Below are 22,859 nucleotides of genomic sequence, written 5' to 3'. Positions count from 1 at the left end.
AGAACAACTGTCAGATCTGACAGTAAATGCAACCACTGGTCGGATTGAGAATGCACAATTTCACGGTAACAAAAAAAATGACCCTCTAGAGAGGGCCATTGGGTCACACATCGGGTGTCACCCGGCGTCTATCACTTTAAGATTCACCGGAGTCGACATCTCGGAGATTATTACTCCATTGCGAGCCTGTCCGGTCACTGCAAAATCCCCCAGCGGCAATACCTTCGTTATCATCAACCAATTCCCTGATTCATCGGCGATACCCTCGGCCCATGCGACCGTGCTGATGCCCGATTGATAAACAATCACGTGCGCTCCCGGCACAGCGGTGCCGCTGATCACTGCACGTGGCGCGACGTACCCGCCATCAGCCGGGTTCAGAATGACCGGTGCTTCGACTTTTTCCTCGACCTTGAAGCCGACATTTTCCGACTTGAGAGAGCGTTGACCGTCGATGGTTTGCACGGCCCCGATTCGGTGTGGGTCGTCCGTCACGGTAAGTTCGATGGAAAGGCGCACCGACCACCGGCCCTGTGCGTCAACCTGCGTACTGGCGATAACGCCGCCGGTAAAGTTCAGGTAGAGAACTATCTCGGCCCCTGGCCAGCCTCTGCCGGCAAAAATCGGCCGCCGCTCAAGTTTTCGCTCTGGGTCATTAATTGGCGTATCGATGAGTGGTGCCTCGAATCCGGCAGAGACCTGAACCACATCGAAGGACGGATGGGGTGACAAGTACTGCGACTGGACACCATCGCGGGCCTGGCTCACCGAATACCGGTACTCGTTACCGAAAGGCAACTCGATCGCCGAACGCGCGCTCCAGAGGCCATCACGATCGACCCAGGGTTTGGCCAGCACAACGTTAACGTCGTTGGCTTTGGTGATGGTGATTTGCGCCCCTGGCATACCGCGGCCCTTGAACATTGGGTGCCTTCCGACTTTTTGTCCTTCAACAGGATAGTCAACCTGCGGCGCTTCAAATCCGGCAGCGACTTTTTCCACCATGAAGCGCCCACTTTCAACCCACTCGGAAGCGCCACCCTCCACCGTCTGGCGCACCATTACCCAAGCCGCCCCTTCCGGCAGATTCTTGTCGCCCATCACCTCCCAGCGCCCGTATGCATCCGCGACCGCGGATGGCGCCAGCCGCTCGTCAACGTTGAACCCTGACGCGACGCTGACAGTGGCTCCAGACGTTGCCAACCCACTGTATCGCGGCCTGAGCCCTACGCGATCGCCGGCAATGGGTTCGATTATTTGCGGAGCAGGCCCAAGTAAAGTGACCCCCACCACGGGGGTCAGCGTAGACTCCAGACCGACCCCCGCAAATGCCGAGGCGCTCAACCCGTCTTGCGCAACCATGTTATGTTTGATCAGGTATGACCAGGTGCCTTGAGCTGAAACTGTCGCAGAGCCTAAATTGAAATAATTGTGGCGGCGCTGAATTTTGATAGTGTCCAGTGGGTAACCGAATCCGGAAATTCTCAACATTGCGCCCAGCGCCTCATTGGGCAACGGCGTATCGATGACAGGCACGGACGGCACCACGGTGACGACACGCTCTCGTCTTGCACTGTTGAAGTTCTTGTAGAAGAGCGCAACTTCAAGCACGACTGGACCGCCCACGTCCAGGCTGACAGTTGCTTCCCAGCGGCCCTCCGGCGTCACCGGAATATCTTTGACCCTGGGCTGGTTTTCCCCTTTGATCCACAACTGGACCTTACCGCGCGGCATGGCGGTGCCCGAAAACTGCGACGTACGCCCCGGGCGTCCATTCTCTGCGGGCAGTGAAAACACCGGGATGGGCACCCGAACCGTAAATTTTTTCGAGGTGGAGTGTGCCGACACGTTGTCGCTGTCTGGCGCTTCTTTCTGAACAGCGTAAAGCTCAAGCTCCTTCGGCACTTGCTCCAGCAACGTGACCGACCACTTACCGTCTTGCCGAACCTGTGCGCGTCCAAGTTCTTGATTGCCGTCCACGGAAAAAACAAACACCCAGCACCCTTTGTAACCAGTGCCTTCCAGTACCGGCACCGGATCGACTTCGGCGCCGGCGGGTGTGCTGATAACCGGTAATGGGGTCCCGACTGTAAACGTGCGGGTGGCGATGGCAGAATCTTGCCCACCAAATTCTGCCGTAGCGGTCAGGGTATAAGTGGCCGGGGCCCAATCTTCGGTGGCGTTCAGCACAAACGTGCCCAAGGTTGCGCTCAGTTCCTGTGGCTGTTTTCCCGAGATGCACAATTCTATCTTCGAGCCAGGCCATGCCGAGCCGGAAATTTGCGGACGCTGGCCGGTGGGGGATTCGGTGGGTGGATTCGTGAATTGCGGGACGGGTGACTCGATGACCATCGAAAAAATACTGCTGTCGGCAGACCACTGATTATTAACCCATTGACGGGCCGTCAGAGAGGGATAGGTGCCGGGCGGCAAATCGGCCCCTGGCGGAGTCTGCCAACTATTGTTCTGCTGCACGATGGCCTGCGGCACCCCGGCCAGAGCCACACCGTTGTGGTAAATGCCAATTTTCACCTCGGTTGCGTCCCATTGGCGACCTGTGCCCTCGAACGTCACCTTTTGCCCGGCAGCCGTGGCACTTACGCCTGTCGGTTTAGGCGTGGGTACATTGACCCTGATCTCAGTAGCCCAGCCCGAGTTGAAAATTCGGCCGGTGCCACCGTCAGGAACGCTTTGGCGACCGCCGAACACGTAATTGCCCGGCAATAAGTCAGCCGGAATATTTTTGCTCCACTTGCCCGCATTGACTGGTATCTCAAGATAAGCATCATCTTTGATGCCAGAAAAATGAACATCCATTCGAACGTTCAAGCCGTTATGACCCGTGCCGTGTAACTCAACGGCTTCTCCATTGAGCTTTGCCGCAAGCGTGGGTTTCGGGGGCCGGATATGGAATGAACGAACTGCACCACGGTTTGACTTCACACCGGATAGAACTTGCTCTACAGCAAGATTTACAGCCCCTGGATTACAGTTAACCGGTACGCTCCAGTTGCCGGTTGCTTGCAGGGTGGTTTCTCCAACTTTGGTAGCCGTCGGATCAATATAGACGGCGAGTGTGGCAGCGGAATAACCATTGCTACCGGTCACGTTGAAAATCATTTCCTGAAGAGTCGCCATATTGCTGATGGCCGGTTTTCCCAGAATCTGGAAAGTGACTGGTTTTGTGTAACCGAGCTGGGTCCCTGCGAGTGTATATTGCGCCTCTACTGTAATGACTCGACTGGACAGCACTGCGTTGGCAGCTGCCGTCCAGATACCGGACGAATTCGCGGTTGCCGGACCGGCGAAAGCGGTCCAATGGCTCTCAGCCTGTACCACTGCAATTTTGCTTCCGGGGGCAGCTGTGCCTTTGAAGATAAAATCCTCCGCTCGCACTACGGTGTCCAGATTAGTAATTTTCGCGAGGTACGCGGAAGCGTTAGCGGTCTTATGGTGGAACGTACTGGAAAAAGCCTGCAGACCAAAATAAGTCATCGACAACTGACCAGTGGGTATGGAAACAGTAGCGTTCCAGTCACCAGTAGCACTATTTATGGAAGCATTTTTCAACTTGCCAGATGGGGTATGAATTTCCATTGCAGGAGCAGCCACAGGAAAGAAAGCGCCTTTGCCAAGAATCTGGAATGTTGGCTCAGCGACATTCCTGACAGGCGAAATTATTGTAGGAGGCGGAGCTGGGACTGGATATATAGGCATCCAGAAATGTGGATCATTTCCCGACGTATCGTAGGTCCATCGGCAGTAGATATTTCCCTTGCCGGTATTGCGATTACCTGTTGCAACGAATTTAGCGCTGATACCGTGCCAGTTTCCATCCTGCCTAGCATCATCTCTGGTAATCTCCGGCAGGCCCGTCGAGTCATGCGAATCAATACCCAAATAAATATTACCGGACCCACGACCATTGTTAGCTAATCTGTAGCCATGAGCCCTGCAATGAAAAGTGAAATTCACTTCCCACCAAAACTCCAAGTCAAGATCTAGTCTCCTAGCATCTTCACCTCCGGTGAGCGTAAATCGCGTTCTTCCTAAAGAAGTTGCACTCAGTTGAGCCTCCGAAATTGAACCTTCAATCTTCGGTATTTCATCAGCTTCTTGCTGCACGGCAATGCCGCTGCTATCAGACTCCACCGTCGGCTCGCGGAATTCATCCTTTTCTACACCGTCGTCGGTATCCATGGTCATTTCCTATGGTTTTGCAATCAAGGCAGACATCCAGGTGTCGGCATTGCCGCGGGGGATAATTAAAGTAATTGAATCCCCATTTCCATTGCCAACCACCTGTTAAATTTGACAGTTCAGACGAACGGTTCAGCCCTCGCATTGATGTTGATAAGCTCCTATGATTGCTGATGTTCTATCGGTCAAATCGGGCGGGAAGGAGTAGCGAGATCGCGAAGGAAAGGCGCAGGTCGCCCGAGGCAATGAAGCGCTCGCAACTCTGTGTTACGGCTTTTTTCAGGCCGACGCCGGCAACTGCCTGAAACTGAAATACCCCCGCAACGCCCCCACCAAATCCCCATACTCCACCGGTGCCCATTGCAGGCTGAAACCAGCGTCGTAATGGTGAGGCGTCGCGTCTTCATGGCACCACAGGCAGCAAGCCTTCAGGTCGATAAACCGAGGGCAATCGTCAGCCGCAGGAATTTTCAGGCGCAGGTCGAATGAGGCACCAATCATCAGTGGCAAATGGCTGATCAGCATCAGCCCGTCTTCGGACACGTTACCGAGAAAGCCAATCGGTTTGTCGGTAACGCCGTTGAACACTTTGAGAAAATACGGCAGTTGATGCCGCTCGATCCGGCGGTCGATGTACATGCGCCATTCGCCATGCAAGGCTCTTGAGCAGAGCCGCACTAATGCTTCGGAACGGGCTCTGCATGCAGAGGCGCGCTCTCCCAGATCCCGGTGCGACAGTCCATACAACCGCTGTCGCTTACGCCTGCCGATCACAGGTGTGACGTCGATAGAAGCAAAGCTCTCACCGACTACAAGAACTATAGCTCACCGTCCCGGCAAGCCAGGTCCTGAGATAACAGCGCAATCAGAAGCGCGTAGGGCGGACCGCTGCCGTGGTACTGCGCAACGGGTAATGGCCCAGCGACTGCAAGGTCTCCAGGCGGGCGCGAGCGCGGAAGGCGTATTCGCTTTGCGGGTAGGAAGCGATGATGAACTGATAAGTCTGCGCCGCATCGACGAACAGTTTCTGCCGTTCGAGGCACAAACCGCGCAACATCGATACTTCCGGCCACACGTAAGGCCGCGCGCGGCTGGCGCGTTCGACCTTGGACAATTCGAGCGTGACCTGCTCGCAATTGCCCCGTTCGTAGGCGCTGTAGGCATTGTTCAGATGATGGTTCATCGACCAACGGGTGCAACCCACGACACTGAGGGCAAGCACGGCTAAAAGCAAAAATCGCATGAGGGTTCTCCTGTCTTGAGCTCTGTATCGACCCGCCGGCGAAAATCTTCAGCACTGTTCATTTCCATAAACAGGCGAATCACAAAGTTCTTCAAGAAAAGTAGTGCACATGAACAATGACTACACCTGCAGAGCATAGTAGCCTCACTCAGCGCTTGAACTCAGGAGTCTTTGCATGTCCGTCCGTCGTACCAAAATCGTCGCTACCCTTGGCCCGGCCAGTAACTCGCCGGAAGTTCTCGAACAGCTGATTCTGGCTGGCCTGGACGTCGCCCGCCTGAACTTTTCCCACGGCACCCCCGACGAGCACAAGGCTCGCGCCAAGCTGGTGCGGGACCTCGCCGCCAAGCACGGTCGTTTTGTCGCCCTGCTGGGTGACCTGCAAGGCCCGAAAATTCGTATCGCCAAATTTACCAACAAGAAAATCGAGCTGAAGATCGGTGATCACTTCACCTTCTCCACCAGCCATCCTCTGACCGAAGGCAACCAGCAAGTGGTCGGCATCGACTACCCGGACCTGGTCAAGGATTGCGGCGTCGGCGACGAGCTGCTGCTCGACGACGGCCGTGTGGTCATGCGCGTCGATTCCGCCACCGCCACCGAATTGCACTGCACCGTGACCATCGGCGGCCCGCTGTCGGATCACAAAGGCATCAACCGTCGCGGCGGTGGCCTGACTGCACCGGCCCTGACCGAGAAAGACAAGGCCGACATCAAGCTCGCTGCCGAGATGGAAGTCGACTACCTCGCCGTGTCCTTCCCGCGCGACGCCGCTGACATGGAATACGCGCGCCAGCTGCGTGACGAAGCCGGCGGTACTGCCTGGCTGGTGGCGAAGATCGAACGCGCCGAAGCCGTGGCCGACGACGAAACCCTCGACGGTCTGATCAAGGCTTCCGACGCGGTGATGGTTGCCCGTGGCGACCTGGGTGTGGAAATCGGCGACGCCGAGCTGGTGGGCATTCAGAAGAAAATCATTCTGCACGCACGCCGTCACAACAAGGCAGTGATCGTCGCGACCCAGATGATGGAGTCGATGATCCAGAACCCGATGCCGACCCGCGCCGAAGTCTCCGACGTGGCCAACGCCGTGCTCGACTACACCGACGCCGTGATGCTGTCGGCCGAGAGCGCCGCCGGTCTGTATCCGCTGGAAGCGGTGCAAGCCATGGCGCGTATTTGCGTCGGCGCAGAAAAGCACCCGACAGGAAAGACCTCCAGCCACCGCATCGGCAAGGAATTCACCCGCTGCGACGAAAGCATCGCGCTGGCGACCATGTACACCGCCAACCACTTCCCGGGCGTGAAGGCGATTATCGCGTTGACCGAAAGTGGCTACACCCCGCTGATCATGTCGCGCATCCGTTCCTCGGTGCCGATCTACGCCTTCTCGCCGCACCGTGAGACTCAGGCGCGCGCGGCGATGTTCCGTGGCGTGTACACGGTTCCGTTCGACCCCGCGTCGCTGGCACCGCACGAAGTCAGCCAGAAGGCGATCGACGAGCTGGTCAAGCTCGGCGTTGTCGAGAAAGGTGACTGGGTCATCCTGACCAAGGGCGACAGCTACCACACCACCGGCGGCACCAACGGGATGAAGATCCTGCACGTGGGTGACCCGCAGGTCTGAGTGATCGGTTAGTGAAAACGCAAAGCCCCGCTATGTGAATGGCGGGGCTTTTTTTCGTTTGCGGAACGGACGAAATGAGCTGGAACGTACCCCTAACCTGTCAAATGTGACAGTAGACGTCGCTGTCAACAGCGCCTTTAATCGATCTCGTCCACCGCTGCTATTACTGTCATCCAGCGTTTTTACGCATGGCGTTTGCGGCTCGCCATTGGCAGTACCTGACGGATACTCACTTCGAATAAAGGAATTAAACAATGAGCCAGTCTACTGCAATGACGACTCTCGCTCCTGGCGATCTTGACCTCAACCTGAATCAAACAGGCCAGTTGGTCGTTCAATATCCAAACGCCACAGATACGGGAGGCGAGTGCATCGAAGAAGGCCCCGACGGCAAAATTTACATTGGCGGAGGCGTCGACGCAGAGGGCGATGAAATCTGGCACAAGCTGGGCATTGCCTGTTTCAACAAGGACGGGACGCCCTATACAGCATTTGGCAAAAACGGCTATGTGATATTGTCCTTTGGCCCCGGGAAAGACACCCATTTGCGCCAGATCCATTTTCTGACAGTCAATGGCGAACCCAGGATTCTGCTATCAGGTATCGATACTAAATCGGGAGAGGTTGTGCTGGCCCGGCTTCATGCCGACGGCAGTGCAGATGAAGACTTTGGCATTAACGGTCTATTGACCGTCAAAGCGCCGCAGACCCTTGCGCAAGACCTTGGCCTGGGCTCGAACCCTTGGACCGCAGTCGCTACAGGCGCATCTGGGCCTTGCGCGGTAGCGGATGGGAAAATCTATGTTGTCATGGAAATTTACATGCCCATCTGGATCGCAACCGTTGCGCTGCTGATCCGGCTTAACACCGACGGCTCGTTTGATAACAGTTTCAACGGCACAGGTTTTGTCGCCGTGACCAATCAGCATTGGGGGCATAGTTCTATCAAGGACGTGCTGGTGCACAACGGGAAAATCACCGTATGTGGAACCCTTGCCAGAAAAGGCATGGTGGCTCGTCTTAATGACAACGGCACTTTTGACACTGACTTCGCTGAAAGTGGCTTTAAACTGTTTCCGGAAGCCGATTTCGAGGCGCTCTGCCTGTCTTCCGGTTCCAGCGTTGTGGTAGCCGGCAGCTCGGCGGGCTCTGGCGCGCTGGCCGGGCTCACCGACAAGGGGGATCTGGATCCTGCGTTCAATAACGGCAAAGTCCTGATTCAATCCTTTGATGACGATTCCTTTGTCATGTTCAGGAATATCGGTGTAACTGGCGGGAAAATCATCGTGGCCGGAAGGATGGGCGTACAAGGCGGGCAGCCTTTGTTTGTTGTGGCACGTTACAGTCTTGGCGGAATACTGGATGTCGAATTCGGGCGCGGCAAGGGCTGGAGCGCTACTAGATTCGAGGGCCATTACACCGTGGCTCAGGGCATGGCCCTACAAAAGGATGGGAATATATTGATCGTGGGCGATTGGACCGGGTTTAGCGTAGCAGCCCTGGTCGCCCGTTTTGTGAACACAGCTCAGTAACGGACGGTAATCGAAGGAAACCAGAGCCCCGCCATGTGAATGGTGGGGCTTCTTGGTTTGCTGATCCAGGCGCTATGTTGCCTGGGCTGACGTCATCGCGGGCAATACCGCTCCCACACGGATTAGGCGTGCCAACAACATCGGGGGAGAGCACAAAACCTGTGGGTGCCGGGCTTGCCCGCGATGAGGCTAGCGTGGTCAACATCTGTGGCGAGGATGCTTGCTCCCGCTTGAGTGCGCAGCGCCTACAAACTTTTGGGGCCGCTGTGCAGCCCAGCGCGAGCAAGCTCGCTCGCCACAAAATCAGCACTCAACCACGCAGCAAGAACTCGTCGGCCAGCAGTTGGTTGCGCGGCAATCCGGCCAGATACAGGCGTCGGGCAAAGGCCTCGACACTGGCAGGTGACCCGCAGAGTAAGGCCTGGGTTTGCCGGGAAACAAGCCGCAGTTGCGCCAAAGCCTCGGGCAACCCGGTCGGCGTCCACAGCTCGATACTCAGGTTCGGACGGCTGGCCGCCATGGCCTGCAAGGGTTTGGCCAGGTAATGCTCGTCGGCATCATGGGCCAGGTGAATGACGCGAATGTCACCTTGGTGATCCTGTCGCAACGCTTCGCGCAGAACGCCGAACAGCGGCCCAAGGCCCGTTCCTGCTGCCATCAGCCACAAGGGTCGGGAAGACCAGTCGGCATCGTAATGCAGCGCGCCGCCGCGCAGCTCGCCGAGACGCAACGGGTCGCCAATCTTCAGGCGGCGGGCGGCAGCGCTGAATTCACCCAAGTGACGACAATCGAGATGAAACTCCAGAAAACGGTCTTCTTCCGGCAGGCTGGCGAGGGAGTAAGGCCGCGCCACATTGCCGGCCCAGAGCACCAGGTGCTGTCCGGCGTTGTAGCGCAGCGGCCGCTGAGGGTTGACACGCAGACGCAGCACATTGGCGCTGAGCCAATCGACAGCCGCGACTTCGGCGGGGCGACCGTCCTGTTGCGGATCGAACGCGTGCACTTGCAAGTCCTCGACCACCTGACACTGGCACGCAAGGCGCCAGCCCTGCGCACGCTGTTCTGCGCTGAGGGCATCCGGCCGACTGTCATTCGGCAGGCCTTGCACGCACTGCACCAGACACGCATGGCAACTGCCAGCGCGGCAGCTATAGGGCACCGCTACGCCGTTGTGATTTAACGTGTCGAGCAGATTACTGCCGGCCGTCACCGACCACTGGCGCTCGCCGACGCGCACCTCAGGCATCGACGTTTTCCCACGCTGCGGCACACCGATTGCGACCGTCGCGTTTGGCCCGATAGAGCGCCTGATCGGCTCGCTGCAGCGCGTCGTCGAGGTCGTCCCCCAGCTCCAGTAGCGTCATGCCTGCGGACAAACTGAGGTGAGCGACATCCAGACCGATCAGCTCGACATCGGTAAACGCAATGCGCAGACGTTCGCAACACGCAGTCAAACGCTCGGGATCGCAATCGGGCAACAACAAAACGAATTCTTCGCCGCCATAACGGGCCAGCACGTCGCCCTCGCGCAGGCACGCCGTGGCGACAGCGGCGAAGGCTTGCAGCACCTGATCGCCGGCGGCATGCCCATGCACGTCGTTGATGCGTTTGAAGTGGTCAAGGTCGATCAACGCCAGGCCGTGGACTACGCCCGATTCCATGGCGTTGAGTTCGCGTGAGGCCAGGCGCAGGAAATGCCGGCGATTGAATAACCCGGTCAGTTCGTCGGTGGCGACCAGGTCCTCGAGCTGGCGCATCATGCCGCGCAAGGTGTCCTGATGCGCCTGCAAAGCGAAGCGTCGCTGGCGCATGCGTTGCCGCGAGGCCTGGACATAACGGGCGTAAAGTTCCAGCCAGATCAGCACAATCAGCAGTACGCACACCTGCAGCGCAGACAGCGCCGGGTCGGTCAGCTCGAAGTGGTAGCCCTCCCACAGAGTGATCGCGCAAAAACTGAAGAACACCAACAACGCGCACCGCACAAATGCGCGGCGCGACAGATGAAACAGCCCGAACAGCATGATCAGCAGGTAGAACACCAGAAACGCACCGCGAGCCTCGTCGAGGTTGGCGATCAGCCAGGTTTGCCAGCCTAGGCCAAGCAAGACCTGGGGCTCGGTCAGGCTGGGGTCTGGAAACCGCAGGTTCCGGCCGCTGTAAAAAAGCGCAAAGAGCGTCGCCTGGCTGATGACCACCAGGGCGCTGCCGACGGCCACATTGGCCAACGGCTCATCGTAATGGCCCGTGAAAAACGCCAGCCACAGCAGCAGCAAAGCCAAGGCGTAAGTGCCGGCTGCGAGGGCGAAGCGTTTGAGCAAAAGGCGTTGGATTGCGTTATGGGTCAATCGTTGACTCACCGTGCGAAAGAAGGCTGACAGAGCGTCCTGTTCTACAGACCGACTGCCACTTTAGTGGGCAGTCGGGTAAATGACCATTGAATTTTTAGGGAGAAAAACTGGCGTCAAAGCGCTGACCCGGTTAACTGTTGATGGTGCCTGCACCTGTCAGGAACCGGGTTGCTGGCGATAGCGACCTGCCAGTCACAAATTGGCTGGCTGCCCGAAACGCTATCGCCAGCAAGCCGACTCCAATAGATGAGCGCGCCCGCGCAGCTTTATCTGCACCGCCTGCGTATGCGACCAACGATTGACTGCCGGCGCGTGTTTACGCCGACGACCCGCGCTATACTGCCGCGCCTTTTTAGCGTCGCGCCAGCATGCCCGGCGTGCCCTGCAAGGTGTTCGCAACCGACCGATGCACCCAAGCTGCGAGCACCTTATTGAATGTTCCCGTCTTTTAGAGGAGCGCGACAGATGACCGTGATCAAGCAAGACGACCTGATACAAAGCGTTGCCGACGCCCTGCAATTCATTTCCTACTACCACCCCGTCGATTTCATTCAGGCGATGCACGAAGCCTACCTGCGCGAAAAATCGCCGGCAGCGCGTGATTCGATGGCGCAGATCCTGATCAACTCGCGCATGTGCGCCACCGGTCACCGCCCGATCTGCCAGGACACCGGTATCGTCACCGTGTTCGTTCGCGTGGGCATGGACGTGCGCTGGGATGGCGCCACCATGGGCCTGGACGACATGATCAACGAAGGCGTGCGCCGCGCGTACAACCTGCCGGAAAACGTCTTGCGTGCCTCGATCCTCGCCGACCCGGCGGGTGCTCGCAAAAACACCAAGGACAACACCCCGGCAGTGATCCATTACTCCATCGTCCCGGGTAACACCGTGGAAGTGGACGTGGCGGCCAAGGGCGGCGGTTCAGAGAACAAGTCGAAGATGGCCATGCTCAACCCGTCCGACTCGATCGTCGACTGGGTCCTGAAAACCGTGCCCACCATGGGCGCCGGCTGGTGCCCACCGGGCATGCTCGGCATTGGCATCGGCGGTACCGCCGAAAAAGCTGCGGTCATGGCCAAGGAAGTGTTGATGGAGTCCATCGACATTCACGAGCTGAAAAAGCGCGGCCCGTCCAACCGTATCGAAGAGATGCGCCTGGAGCTGTTCGAGAAGGTCAACCAACTCGGCATCGGCGCTCAGGGTCTCGGCGGCCTGACCACCGTGCTCGACGTGAAGATCATGGATTACCCGACCCACGCCGCCTCGCTGCCGGTGTGCATGATCCCCAACTGCGCCGCCACCCGTCACGCGCACTTTGTGCTCGACGGTTCCGGCCCGGCCTCGCTGGAAGCGCCACCGCTGGACGCCTACCCGGAAATCGTCTGGGAAGCCGGCCCGTCGGCCCGTCGTGTCAACCTCGACACCCTGACCCCGGAAGACGTACAGAGCTGGAAGCCGGGCGAAACCGTCCTGCTCAACGGCAAGATGCTCACCGGTCGCGACGCTGCGCACAAACGCATGGTCGAGATGCTCAACAAGGGCGAAACCCTGCCGGTGGACCTTAAGGGGCGCTTCATCTATTACGTCGGCCCGGTTGATCCGGTGCGCGAAGAAGTCGTCGGCCCGGCTGGCCCGACCACTGCAACGCGGATGGACAAGTTCACCCGTCAGATCCTCGAGCAAACCGGCCTGCTGGGCATGATCGGCAAATCCGAACGTGGCCCTACCGCGATCGAAGCGATCAAGGACCACAAGGCGGTTTATCTGATGGCTGTTGGCGGCGCGGCTTACCTGGTGGCGCAAGCGATCAAGAAATCCCGCGTGGTCGCGTTCGCCGAACTGGGCATGGAAGCGATCTACGAGTTCGACGTCAAAGACATGCCAGTGACCGTTGCGGTGGACAGCAACGGCGAGTCAGTGCACATCACCGGCCCTGCGATCTGGCAGAAAAAGATCAGTGAAAGTCTGGCGATAGAAGTGCAGTAAGCAGCGCTGAAGCGTCTTGAAAAACCGGCCTGTCTGACAGGCCGGTTTTTTTTCGCCCGGCTTTTTCCCGAGAGAAATCACGGCCACCTGTCAGATGTAACAGGTCACAACTTCCGCCCCCGCTGATAGCTTGATTGCACTTGTGCGACTTGTCAGGTGGAAAAGCGAATGACCACGGAAGAACAAAAAGGCACGATCAATATTGCAGCGCCAGCCCAACCCAAAATTGGCGGAGCCATTGCCAGTTTTGGTGGTTGGGGGGCGATGGGTACGTCCGGTGCTGCCTCGTACCAACTGAATATTCCGATCAGCAAGGCACCCAACAGAGACCTCGTCCCGGCGATGTCGCTCGGTTACAGCAGTCACGTCGGCAACAGTACGTTCGGCATCGGTTGGCATTTGACGGTCAACGCCATCACCCTGCGCACCAGCAAGGGTGTTCCGGTTTATGACCCGCGCAAGGATCTGGTCGTCGGTCCGGACGGTGAAACCTGGATGCCGGAGCTGGATGCAAAAGGCGAACTGGTCAAAACGCCAGAAACGATGGGAGAGACCATCTATCAGAAGGTCCGCTACCAGCCGCGGGTCGAGGGTGGGTTTGCACGCATCGAACGATGGCTCAGTGAGACCGATGCTGCGGGATTCTGGCTGATCCACACCGCCGACGGCAGTGTCCACATGTACGGCAAGACGCTGGCGTCACGCCGGGCCGAGCCGCGCGACGAAGACAAGCCGCTGGAGCCAGAACGCGTCGGCGTATGGCTGCTGGACGAGACCGTTTCGGTGCGCGGTGAGCACATCGTGTATGAATACAAGGCCGAGACCGAAGAGCCACTCGCGCCGGACTTTCGCGACTACCGCGCCCAGCGCCATTTGCATCGGGTGCTGTACGGAAACGCCGTGGCAAGCTCGACCCTGTATTCGTGGGACGCCGAGGGCTGGAAGGATCAGGATTTCCATTTTCACCTGCTGTTCGACTATGGCGAACGCAGCCACGACCTGACGCAAACACCGGCCTATGGTCTTCCCTATTTGCAGGACGCGGATCAATACGGCGATTGGCTCGAGCGCAGCGACCCCTTCTGGAATTACGACTATGGGTTCGAACTGGGCACTCGCCGCCTGTGCCGCCAAGTGCTGATGTTTCATCACTTCAGGGCCGAGCTTGGCGACGCGCCGAAACTCGTCCAGCGACTGCTGCTCAACCACACGACCAATTCTCTGGATTACAACCATCTGACCGCCGCCCACCTGCAGGCTTTCGACGCTCAGGGCAAAGTGGAGAGTCGGCCGCCGATGGAGTTCAACTACGCGCCGTTCGGCCTCGACAAGCCTCACCCGGGCTGGAGCAGCTTCCCTCAAATGCCCGGTTTGAATGACGGTCAGCGTTATCAACTGGTCGACTTGTATGGCAAAGGCATGCCTGGGATTTTATGCCGCTACGACAAGGCCTGGTACTACCGCGAACCCTTGCGCGCCGACAGCGGCGGTGATGATGTGCGCTATGGTGACATGAAAATATTGCCCTACATTCCCGTTGCCGATAGCAGCAAACCGCTGCGGCAGTCGCTTGCCGACCTGAACGGTGACGGTAGGCTGGAATGGGGCGTGCACTCGCCGAATTTCAACGGTTTTTTCACGATGCACCCGGACCGGCAATGGTCGACATTCGTGCCCTACAAAGCCTTTCCGCTGGAGTATTTTCATCCTCAGGCGCAAGTGACAGACCTGATCGGCGACGGTCGCACTCACGTTGCAATGATCGGCAGCAACAGCGTGCGCCTGTACACCAATCTGGGCGATGACAACGGCTTCAGCCCCGGCCGCGACGTGCCGCACGATGAAAACGATGCTCTGCCACTGCCGGGCAACTCGGAAACCGAAATAGTGGGTTTCAGTGATCTGTTGGGCAGCGGCCGGCAACACTTGTTTCGCTTGCGCCACAAAAGCCTGGAGATTTGGACGAATCTGGGTCATGGGCAGTTCGGCAATCGAATCGTGCTGCAAACACCGGAATTCTCTTACGAGCAATTCAATGCTTCGCAAGTCCTGTTGGCAGACCTCGATGGTTCCGGCGCAACCGACCTGATTTATCTGGAATCGGACCGGATGCGCGTGTTCATGAACCACTGCGGCAAAGGTTTCGCCAAGGTGTCGATTGATCTGCCATGGCCCGAAGGCGTGCGCTATGACCGCCTGTGCCAGGTGACCACTGCTGACTTGCTGGGGCTGGGATGCACTAGCGTGGTATTGACCGTGCCGCACAGGTCACCGCGACATTGGCGCTACGACTTCATCAGCGCCAAACCATATCTGCTCAACCGCAGCAACAACAACATGGGTGCACTCAGCTTTATCGACTATCGCAGCTCGGCTCAGGAGTTTCTCGATGAACAAGCCGAGCAACCGGGCAAGATCGTTGAATCCGGTTTGCCGTTCGCGATGCACCTGGTCAAGTGTCAAACTCAAAAAGACGAAATCACCAGCACTACCCTGAGTCAGCGCATCAGCTATCGCGACGCGTATTACAACACCTTCGAACGCGAAGTCGGCGGTTTTGGTCTAACGATACAGACGGACACCGAAACCAGCGCCGCAGCGCGGGCAAGCGTTGGCTTCACGGCACCGATCCTGAGCAAAACCTGGTATCACACAGGTAAATCCATAGATCCGCCAAGGGACGGTTACTACGATGCCGACGCACAGGCGGTGCCGCTGAACCCCACCCTGGTGGAACGTTATCACGCCGCGGATAACGCATCGGAAACGCTCGACTCACTCGACGAAAACACCACTCGCGAGATCGCCCGGGCACTCAGCGGTTCAACCCTACGCAATGAAGTATTCGCTTTCGATGATACACGTGTGCCTTACGCTGTAGCAGAACATCGCTCGATGGTTCGCCTACTCCGCGCCAAGGGTGATCACGATGCTTATGCCGTGCTGCAACCTCTCGCACTGGAATCGATCAGCTACGAGTACGAGCCGCTGATGCCTGACGATCCCCGTTGTGAACACACGATCAATGTAAAGTTTGACCGCTTTGGCACCGCCCTCCATGCCTTCAAGATCTACTACCCACGGCGCAGGACAGCGGACAATCCGCCCTTCGATGACGAGCACGAGAACCGCTATTGGATGGATGCTCACGATGAACAGCAACAGCGTTGGTATTTGACTGAATCCAGGGCTGAATTTATTCACATTAATCCCGCAGAGGGCTGGAAATTCGGCATGCCTTTCCGGCTCGGGCTGGAGTATCGAAAACGCGACAACGCGCGAAAAGAGGAAAAAGCAAAGCTTACGATGGCTGACATCCATCATGAACGTTTTGTTGAGTTGAGCCAGGACGACGGTGATTGGGCAACCGGTTGGGAGCTTGCCGGCAAGTCCATGCAGTTCTATGTCGATCCGGAAACGGGGGATACGATGGAAAAAGGCACCGCCACTGTCCACGCTCTGCCCGGTTACGTGGAGATTGCAGAGCTTGACGCGAAGGCCTTGAGTGCTTACGACAAACTCAAGGATGATCAGGGCGAAATGCCGTTCAATCTGTACGAAAAACTGGTGTCCGTGGGTTACGACACCATGGACTGGTTCCTGCCCGAGACAGGCCCCATCCCGGTGGCGAAACCGCCCGAGGCTAAAGATCACTTGTGGTTAGTGCGACGTGGCTTTCCTGCCTACCGCAAAGAGCAAGATTTCTACAACGTTGATCACTTCCAGCAGACGCGCAGCCATGGCATTACCAAAGTCAGTTATGACCCTCACTGGTGCGTGCACACGGCGATTGAATTGCCGGATGGCTGCATTACCCGCACGTCCGACACCGATTACTGCACGTTCTTGCCCGCGACCATCGTCGACCCCAACCAGAACACTCAAGAGGCGCGGTACAACGCCTTTGGCGAGGTGGTGGTCAGCAGTTTTTACGGCACCGAACTGGGCAAGAAAGTTGGTTTTTACCCACTGGCCGACTATGTTCGGCCCGATGATCGCAGCCCGGCGAGTGCGATCAACGATCCGAAGAAAGCCATCGGAAACTTCGCCATGGCCATGTTCAGCGATGCGTTCAGCTGGATGGGGCAAATACCCCAACAATCTCCGCCAGACGCTGAATGGCTGGCCTGGGCGCAAGCGCATGGCTTTGTGCTACCCAGCGGTCACCTCTGTGATCGCGCACGCCAGCATGTCTTGCAGCTCGAAAACCCGAGCCCGGATGAAGCGCGTCTTCAGCAATACCTAGCAGCCGCCCACCGGGAACCGGTCCACGTCGCGACCTTGCAGGCTGACCGTTATCCGGGAGACCCGGAATTGCAGATTCGCATTGCCATCATCCATCAGGACGGCTTCGGCCGCGTGCTGCAAACCAAGCAGGAGGTCGAACCCGGCAAGGCCTGGATCGTGAAGCCCGACGGTACGCTTGCACTGAAATCCGACGGCACGCCTGAAGAAGCCGAAGCCGCGCGGCGCTGGCGGGTCAGTGAGCCGGTCGAGTACAACAACAAAGGCGAGACGGTGCGCGTCTACCGGCCGTACTTCGCGGATCAATTTCGTCGCATCAACGATGACTCGTTACGGGAAAGCGCTTTTCACGACAAACAGTTTTACGACGCCGCTGGCCGGCCGACGCACACCGTACTGGCGAAGAAAATGCTCCAAGGCGAGCCACCGGAAATGAAGAACCTGCGCCGTGAACAGCAATACCGCTGCTGGTACACCATCGCCTTCGATGAAAACGACTTGTTTGACCCGCCCAAAGAAATCAAAAAACGCAATCCGTGGACAACGCTGCATTGATCTCTCACGTCCATGCACATACGCCACACGTTGCTGTCATCGACAACCGTGGTTTGCCCGTCCGTCACGTGGCGTACTGGCGAAGGGATGACAGTGGCGGTAGCCCCGAACCCCGGACCACCGCCCGGCAGCATGACGAACAGACAAGTTACTGGCCCGCACACCGGCAGCCGCTTGACCGAGCTTTGTCTCTGGCGAAGAACACTCCATGCTATCGTGCCGGCCCGACTTCTCTCTGTTAGCACCCGCATGCTGCCGACTTCACGTACCTTGCGTTTATCGCTCTACATCTTGTTGATACTCGCCGGTGCTGCCCTCACTGCTACGTGGGCAATCCGCCACGCCGAGCGACAGGCGCTGGTGGAAGATGCAGCCCGCGCCAGTCAGCAATTAGGCTTGTACGCCACATCGCTGCACACCCTGATCGAACGCTATCGCGCCCTTCCCGCCGTACTCGCACTGGACCCGGAATTGCGCTCGGCACTCAACGGTCCGTTAACAGCTGATCAGCAGGACGCGCTGAATCGCAAACTGGAGAAAATCAACGGCGCGGCCGCTTCTTCGACCTTGGAGCTGCTTGATCGCACCGGCCTGGCCATCGCGGCGAGCAACTGGCGGTTGCCCAGCAGTTACGTCGGTCACAACTACGGTTTCCGTCCCTATTTCAACCAGACCCGAACCCAGGGCACCGGGCGTTTTTACGCCGTTGGCGTGACCAGCGGGATTCCCGGGTACTTCCTCTCCAGTGCAGTGAATGCCGACGATGGTCGCTTTCTCGGCGCCATGGTGGTCAAGCTGGAATTTCCGGAACTGGAGCGCGAGTGGCGTCAGGGCAGCGACACGTTACTGGTCAGCGATGCACGCGGGATCATCTTCATCGCCAATCAGCCAGGTTGGCGCTACCGCCTGTTGAAACCGCTAAGCGACAGCGATCATGCCGAACTCAAATCGACCCGCCAATACGACAAGCAAACCCTGACGCCCCTGAAGTTCGAATCGCTGCGGCGCTTCGACGACAACAGTGATCTGGCGCGGGTCGAAGGCCCGGACGGTAGCGCCGATTACCTCTGGGAATCAGCGCCACTGGCCGCCGAAGGCTGGACGCTGCACTTGCTGCGTCGGCCGCAAATCGACTTCGAAGACATTCGCAATGCTGCACTCGCCGCCGCCGGGTCATGGCTGGCGCTGGTGTTTTTGTTGCTGTTCCTCAACCAGCGCTGGCGTCTGGCAAAAATGCGCCAGCGCAGTCGTGAGGAACTCGAACAACTGGTGGAAGAACGTACTCGTGACTTGCGCACAGCGCAGGACGGTCTGGTGCAATCGGCCAAGCTCGCGGCGCTTGGGCAGATGTCCGCAGCCCTCGCCCATGAAATCAATCAACCACTGACTGCGCAGCGCATGCAGCTGGCGACGCTGCGGTTGCTGCTCGATCACGGCCGCGTCGACGATGCCTACAACGCGTTGAAACCGGTAGACGAGATGCTGACGCGCATGGCCGCCCTCACCGGTCACCTGAAAACCTTCGCGCGCAAAAGCCCGAGCGGCTTGCGCGAACGCCTGGATCTGGCGGCAGTGGTCGATCAGTCGCTGGAGCTGCTCGACGCTCGCTTGCGTGATGAACAGGTCAGCACGGTGCTGCATCTGACGCGTCCGGCCTGGGTGCGTGGCGATGCAATTCGCCTGGAACAGGTCCTGATCAACCTGCTGCGTAACGCCCTCGATGCGATGCGCGACAAACGCTGCAAGCGCCTGGAAATTCGCCTCGAAGCCGACGAACAGTCGTGGCGCCTGACGGTGGCCGACAATGGCGGTGGCATCGCTGAAGAACATCTGCCAAAAGTGTTTGATCCCTTTTTTACCACCAAACCGGTGGGCGATGGTCTGGGCATCGGTCTGGCCGTATCCTTCGCCATCGTGCACGAGTCCGGCGGCCGCCTGAGCGCTGACAATCGCGACAACGGCGCGCTGTTCACGCTCACCCTGCCCATCGATCCGGAGACTCAAACCGCATGTTGAACTCAGTGATGGTGGTCGATGACGAAAGCAGCATCCGCAGCGCCGTCGAACAGTGGCTGAGCCTGTCGGGTTTTGAAGTGCAGCTGTTCAGTCGCGCCGATGAATGCCTGGCGCAGTTGCCCAGTCATTTCCCCGGAGTGATCCTCAGCGACGTGCGCATGCCCGGCATGAGCGGGTTGGAACTGCTCGCCGAAGTGCAGCGCCGCGATGCTGATTTGCCGGTGATTCTGCTGACCGGCCATGGCGATGTGCCGATGGCGGTGGACGCGATGCGAGACGGCGCCTACGACTTTCTGGAGAAACCGTTCAGCCCGGAAACCCTGCTCGGCAGCTTGCGGCGGGCATTGGACAAGCGCCGGCTGGTCCTGGAAAACCGCGCGCTGCATGAGCAGGCCGACAACCGCGCCAGACTCGACTCGACTTTGCTTGGCGTGTCCCGTGGTTTGCAGACGTTGCGCCGGCAAGTGCTGGACCTCGCGGCCCTGCCGGTGAACGTGCTGATCCGTGGCGAAACCGGCAGCGGCAAGGAACTGGTCGCGCGCTGCCTGCACGACTTCGGGCCGCGTGCCGACAAGCCGTTCGTGGCGCTCAACTGCGCGGCGATTCCCGAGCAGTTGTTCGAGGCCGAGCTGTTCGGCCACGAGAGCGGCGCGTTTACCGGCGCTCAGGGTAAACGCATCGGCAAGCTGGAATATGCGGATGGCGGCACGCTGTTTCTGGATGAAATCGAAAGCATGCCGCTGGCGCAGCAGGTGAAGTTGCTGCGCGTGCTGCAGGAGCAGAAGCTGGAGCGGTTGGGATCGAATCAGAGCATCCACGTGGACTTGCGGATCATTGCCGCGACCAAACCGGACTTGCTCGACGAAGCGCGAGCCGGTCGTTTTCGCGAGGACCTGGCCTATCGCTTGAACGTCGCGGAATTGCGCTTGCCACCGTTGCGTGATCGTCGCGAGGATATTCCGCTGTTGTTCGAGGCGTTTGCCTACAAGGCTGCGCAGCGTCTGGGTCGCACATTACCGCCGTTGAGCGGGCCGCAGCTGAGCCATTTGTTGAGTCACGATTGGCCAGGCAATGTGCGTGAACTGGCGAATGTCGCCGAGCGCCAGGTACTGGGGCTGGATGAGCCGGCACCGGCGGGCATCGACCCCGGTAAATCGCTGGCGGCGCAGCAGGAAGCGTTCGAAGCGCACTGCCTGCGTGCAGCGCTCACCCGGCATAAAGGCGATGTGAAAGCGGTGCTTGAAGAGTTGCAGCTGCCGCGCCGCACCTTCAATGAAAAGATGCAGCGGCATGGGCTGAGTCGCGAGATGTTTGTGTAAATCAGCTGAATTTTATGGCGCTTGATCTGGCCTCATCGCGAGCAGGCTCGCTCCCACATTTGAATTGCGAACACTGGCCCATTGTGGGAGCGAGCCTGCTCGCGATGAGGCAGGCCAGGCAAAAAAACCCTGGAATCGATAAGCGATTTTCCGCTCACGCTCACTGAAAAATAAGCGGATTTCCGCTCAAACCATCCCCTTACCCCCCTCTAAACCAGCCTTCTCGCCTTTGGCACAGCTCCTGCTATAGCCCACGCAGGCTGCGTTTTATCGCGCTCCACAAAAACAATTAAACGAAGGATCCTTCAATGGATAACTCCAACACCCTGCCCCTGGGGTCGGCTGCCGTGCCGGCCAAAGAAAGAACCACCGCCAGCCGAATCAAATCGATCTTCAGCGGCTCGGTCGGCAACATGGTCGAGTGGTATGACTGGTATGTTTATGCCGCCTTCTCCCTGTACTTCGCCAAAGCCTTTTTCCCTAAAGGCGACACCACCGCACAACTGCTGAACACCGCCGCGATTTTCGCGGTCGGCTTCCTGATGCGTCCAATCGGTGGCTGGCTGATGGGCCTCTACGCCGACCGTGCCGGTCGCAAAAAAGCGCTGATGGCGTCGGTCTACCTGATGTGCTTCGGCTCGCTGCTGATCGCCCTGAGCCCGGGTTATGAAACCATCGGCATCGGCGCACCGATCCTGTTGATTTTCGCCCGTTTGCTGCAAGGCCTGTCGGTCGGTGGCGAATACGGCACCTCGGCCACTTACCTCAGCGAAATGGCGACCAAAGAGCGTCGCGGCTTCTTCTCCAGCTTCCAGTACGTGACCCTGATCTCCGGCCAGCTCATCGCGCTGGGCGTATTGATCGTATTGCAGAACATCCTCACCACCGAAGAACTGTACGCGTGGGGCTGGCGCATTCCGTTCGCCATCGGCGCGCTGTGTGCCGTGGTCGCGTTGTACTTGCGTCGTGGTATGGAAGAGACCGAATCGTTCAACAAGGTGCAGAAGGAAAAGAAAGAAAGTGCCATGCGCACCTTGATGCGCCATCCGAAGGAACTGATGACCGTGGTCGGCCTGACCATGGGCGGCACTTTGGCGTTCTATACCTACACGACATACATGCAGAAATACCTGGTGAACACCGTCGGCATGAGCATTTCCGACTCCACCACCATTTCTGCGGCCACCCTGTTCCTGTTCATGTGCCTGCAGCCGCTGATTGGCGGCCTGTCGGATAAAATCGGTCGTCGGCCGATCCTGATCGCCTTCGGCGTTCTCGGCACTTTGTTCACAGTGCCAATCCTGACCACTTTGCACACGATCGAAACATGGTGGGGTGCGTTCTTCCTGATCATGGCCGCACTGATCATCGTCAGCGGATATACCTCGATCAACGCGGTAGTCAAAGCCGAACTGTTCCCGACCGAAATCCGCGCACTGGGCGTCGGCCTGCCGTACGCATTGACCGTATCGATCTTCGGCGGTACCGCTGAGTACATCGCACTGTGGTTCAAGAGCATCGGCATGGAAACCGGCTACTACTGGTATGTCACCGCGTGCATTGCCGTGTCGCTGCTGGTGTACATCACCATGAAAGACACGCGCAAACATTCGCGGATCGAGACCGACTGAGTTCGCTGAGGCGATATGGAAAGGGGCAGACCTTGGCGGGTCTGCCCCTTTTTCATTGAACAAACATAATCCCCTGTAGGAGCCGGCTTGCTGGCGATGGTGTGTCAGCGACGATGGTGTTAGCTGACACACCATCGCCAGCAAGCCGGCTCCT

12 protein-coding genes are annotated in these 22,859 nt (G+C 58.4%); 7 read left to right on the top strand and 5 right to left on the bottom strand.

Going from position 1 to position 22,859, the window contains the following annotated elements:
- Positions 1-117: 117 nt before the first annotated feature.
- The 3 genes from DU29_RS1000000130980 to DU29_RS0117645 form a co-directional block, all read right to left on the bottom strand.
- On the bottom strand, positions 118-4,200 hold the full coding sequence (locus tag DU29_RS1000000130980; RefSeq protein ID WP_152635559.1) for a hypothetical protein: 4,083 nt from the start codon (positions 4,198-4,200) through the stop codon (positions 118-120).
- Between the two features lie 279 nt (positions 4,201-4,479).
- On the bottom strand, positions 4,480-4,839 hold the full coding sequence (locus DU29_RS0117650; protein WP_028622867.1) for a PilZ domain-containing protein: 360 nt from the start codon (positions 4,837-4,839) through the stop codon (positions 4,480-4,482).
- Between the two features lie 226 nt (positions 4,840-5,065).
- Complete coding sequence (locus tag DU29_RS0117645; RefSeq protein WP_028622866.1) at positions 5,066-5,443, bottom strand: tetratricopeptide repeat protein; 378 nt, start codon at positions 5,441-5,443, stop codon at positions 5,066-5,068.
- A 175-nt stretch (positions 5,444-5,618) separates the two neighbouring features.
- On the opposite strand from DU29_RS0117645, the gene pyk reads away from it, so the two are divergent.
- Complete coding sequence (gene pyk, locus DU29_RS0117640) at positions 5,619-7,070, top strand: pyruvate kinase (RefSeq protein ID WP_028622865.1); 1,452 nt, start codon at positions 5,619-5,621, stop codon at positions 7,068-7,070.
- 254 nt (positions 7,071-7,324) lie between these two features.
- On the top strand, positions 7,325-8,602 hold the full coding sequence (locus DU29_RS0117635; protein WP_028622864.1) for a delta-60 repeat domain-containing protein: 1,278 nt from the start codon (positions 7,325-7,327) through the stop codon (positions 8,600-8,602).
- A gap of 310 nt (positions 8,603-8,912) precedes the next feature.
- On the opposite strand, the gene DU29_RS0117630 is transcribed toward DU29_RS0117635, so the two are convergent.
- Both DU29_RS0117630 and DU29_RS0117625 read right to left on the bottom strand, forming a co-directional pair.
- The gene (locus DU29_RS0117630) at positions 8,913-9,848 is read right to left on the bottom strand and encodes an iron-sulfur-binding ferredoxin reductase (protein WP_028622863.1); all 936 of its coding nucleotides are present in this window, start codon (positions 9,846-9,848) and stop codon (positions 8,913-8,915) included.
- Positions 9,841-10,947, bottom strand: coding sequence for a GGDEF domain-containing protein (locus DU29_RS0117625; RefSeq protein ID WP_028622862.1), 1,107 nt, complete (start codon positions 10,945-10,947; stop codon positions 9,841-9,843). Before DU29_RS0117625 ends, DU29_RS0117630 begins: the two co-directional genes overlap by 8 nt.
- Before the next feature lie 468 nt (positions 10,948-11,415).
- Here DU29_RS0117625 and DU29_RS0117620 point away from each other — a divergent pair, with 468 nt between their 5' ends.
- The 5 genes from DU29_RS0117620 (at position 11,416) to DU29_RS0117600 (ending at position 22,705) form a co-directional block, all read left to right on the top strand.
- Positions 11,416-12,939 carry a fumarate hydratase gene (locus tag DU29_RS0117620; RefSeq protein ID WP_028622861.1) on the top strand — a complete coding sequence of 508 codons (1,524 nt, stop codon included), beginning with the start codon at positions 11,416-11,418 and terminating at the stop codon, positions 12,937-12,939.
- A gap of 168 nt (positions 12,940-13,107) precedes the next feature.
- Positions 13,108-17,739 (top strand): SpvB/TcaC N-terminal domain-containing protein, encoded by a 4,632-nt coding sequence (locus tag DU29_RS0117615; protein WP_028622860.1) that lies wholly within the window; start codon positions 13,108-13,110, stop codon positions 17,737-17,739.
- A 249-nt stretch (positions 17,740-17,988) separates the two neighbouring features.
- Positions 17,989-19,755, top strand: coding sequence for a sensor histidine kinase (locus DU29_RS0117610; RefSeq protein WP_028622859.1), 1,767 nt, complete (start codon positions 17,989-17,991; stop codon positions 19,753-19,755).
- Positions 19,749-21,074, top strand: a complete 1,326-nt coding sequence (locus DU29_RS0117605; protein WP_028622858.1) for a sigma-54-dependent transcriptional regulator — start codon at positions 19,749-19,751, stop codon at positions 21,072-21,074. Before DU29_RS0117610 ends, DU29_RS0117605 begins: the two co-directional genes overlap by 7 nt.
- Positions 21,075-21,382: 308 nt before the next feature.
- On the top strand, positions 21,383-22,705 hold the full coding sequence (locus DU29_RS0117600) for an MFS transporter (RefSeq protein WP_028622857.1): 1,323 nt from the start codon (positions 21,383-21,385) through the stop codon (positions 22,703-22,705).
- The last annotated feature ends 154 nt before the right edge of the window (positions 22,706-22,859 follow it).

The sequence above is a fragment of the Pseudomonas sp. Ant30-3 genome (genome assembly GCF_000690905.1).
Classification (GTDB): domain Bacteria; phylum Pseudomonadota; class Gammaproteobacteria; order Pseudomonadales; family Pseudomonadaceae; genus Aquipseudomonas.
The sequence above is the reverse complement of the archived record's forward strand: the minus strand, read 5'-3'. Positions and strand labels throughout refer to the sequence as shown.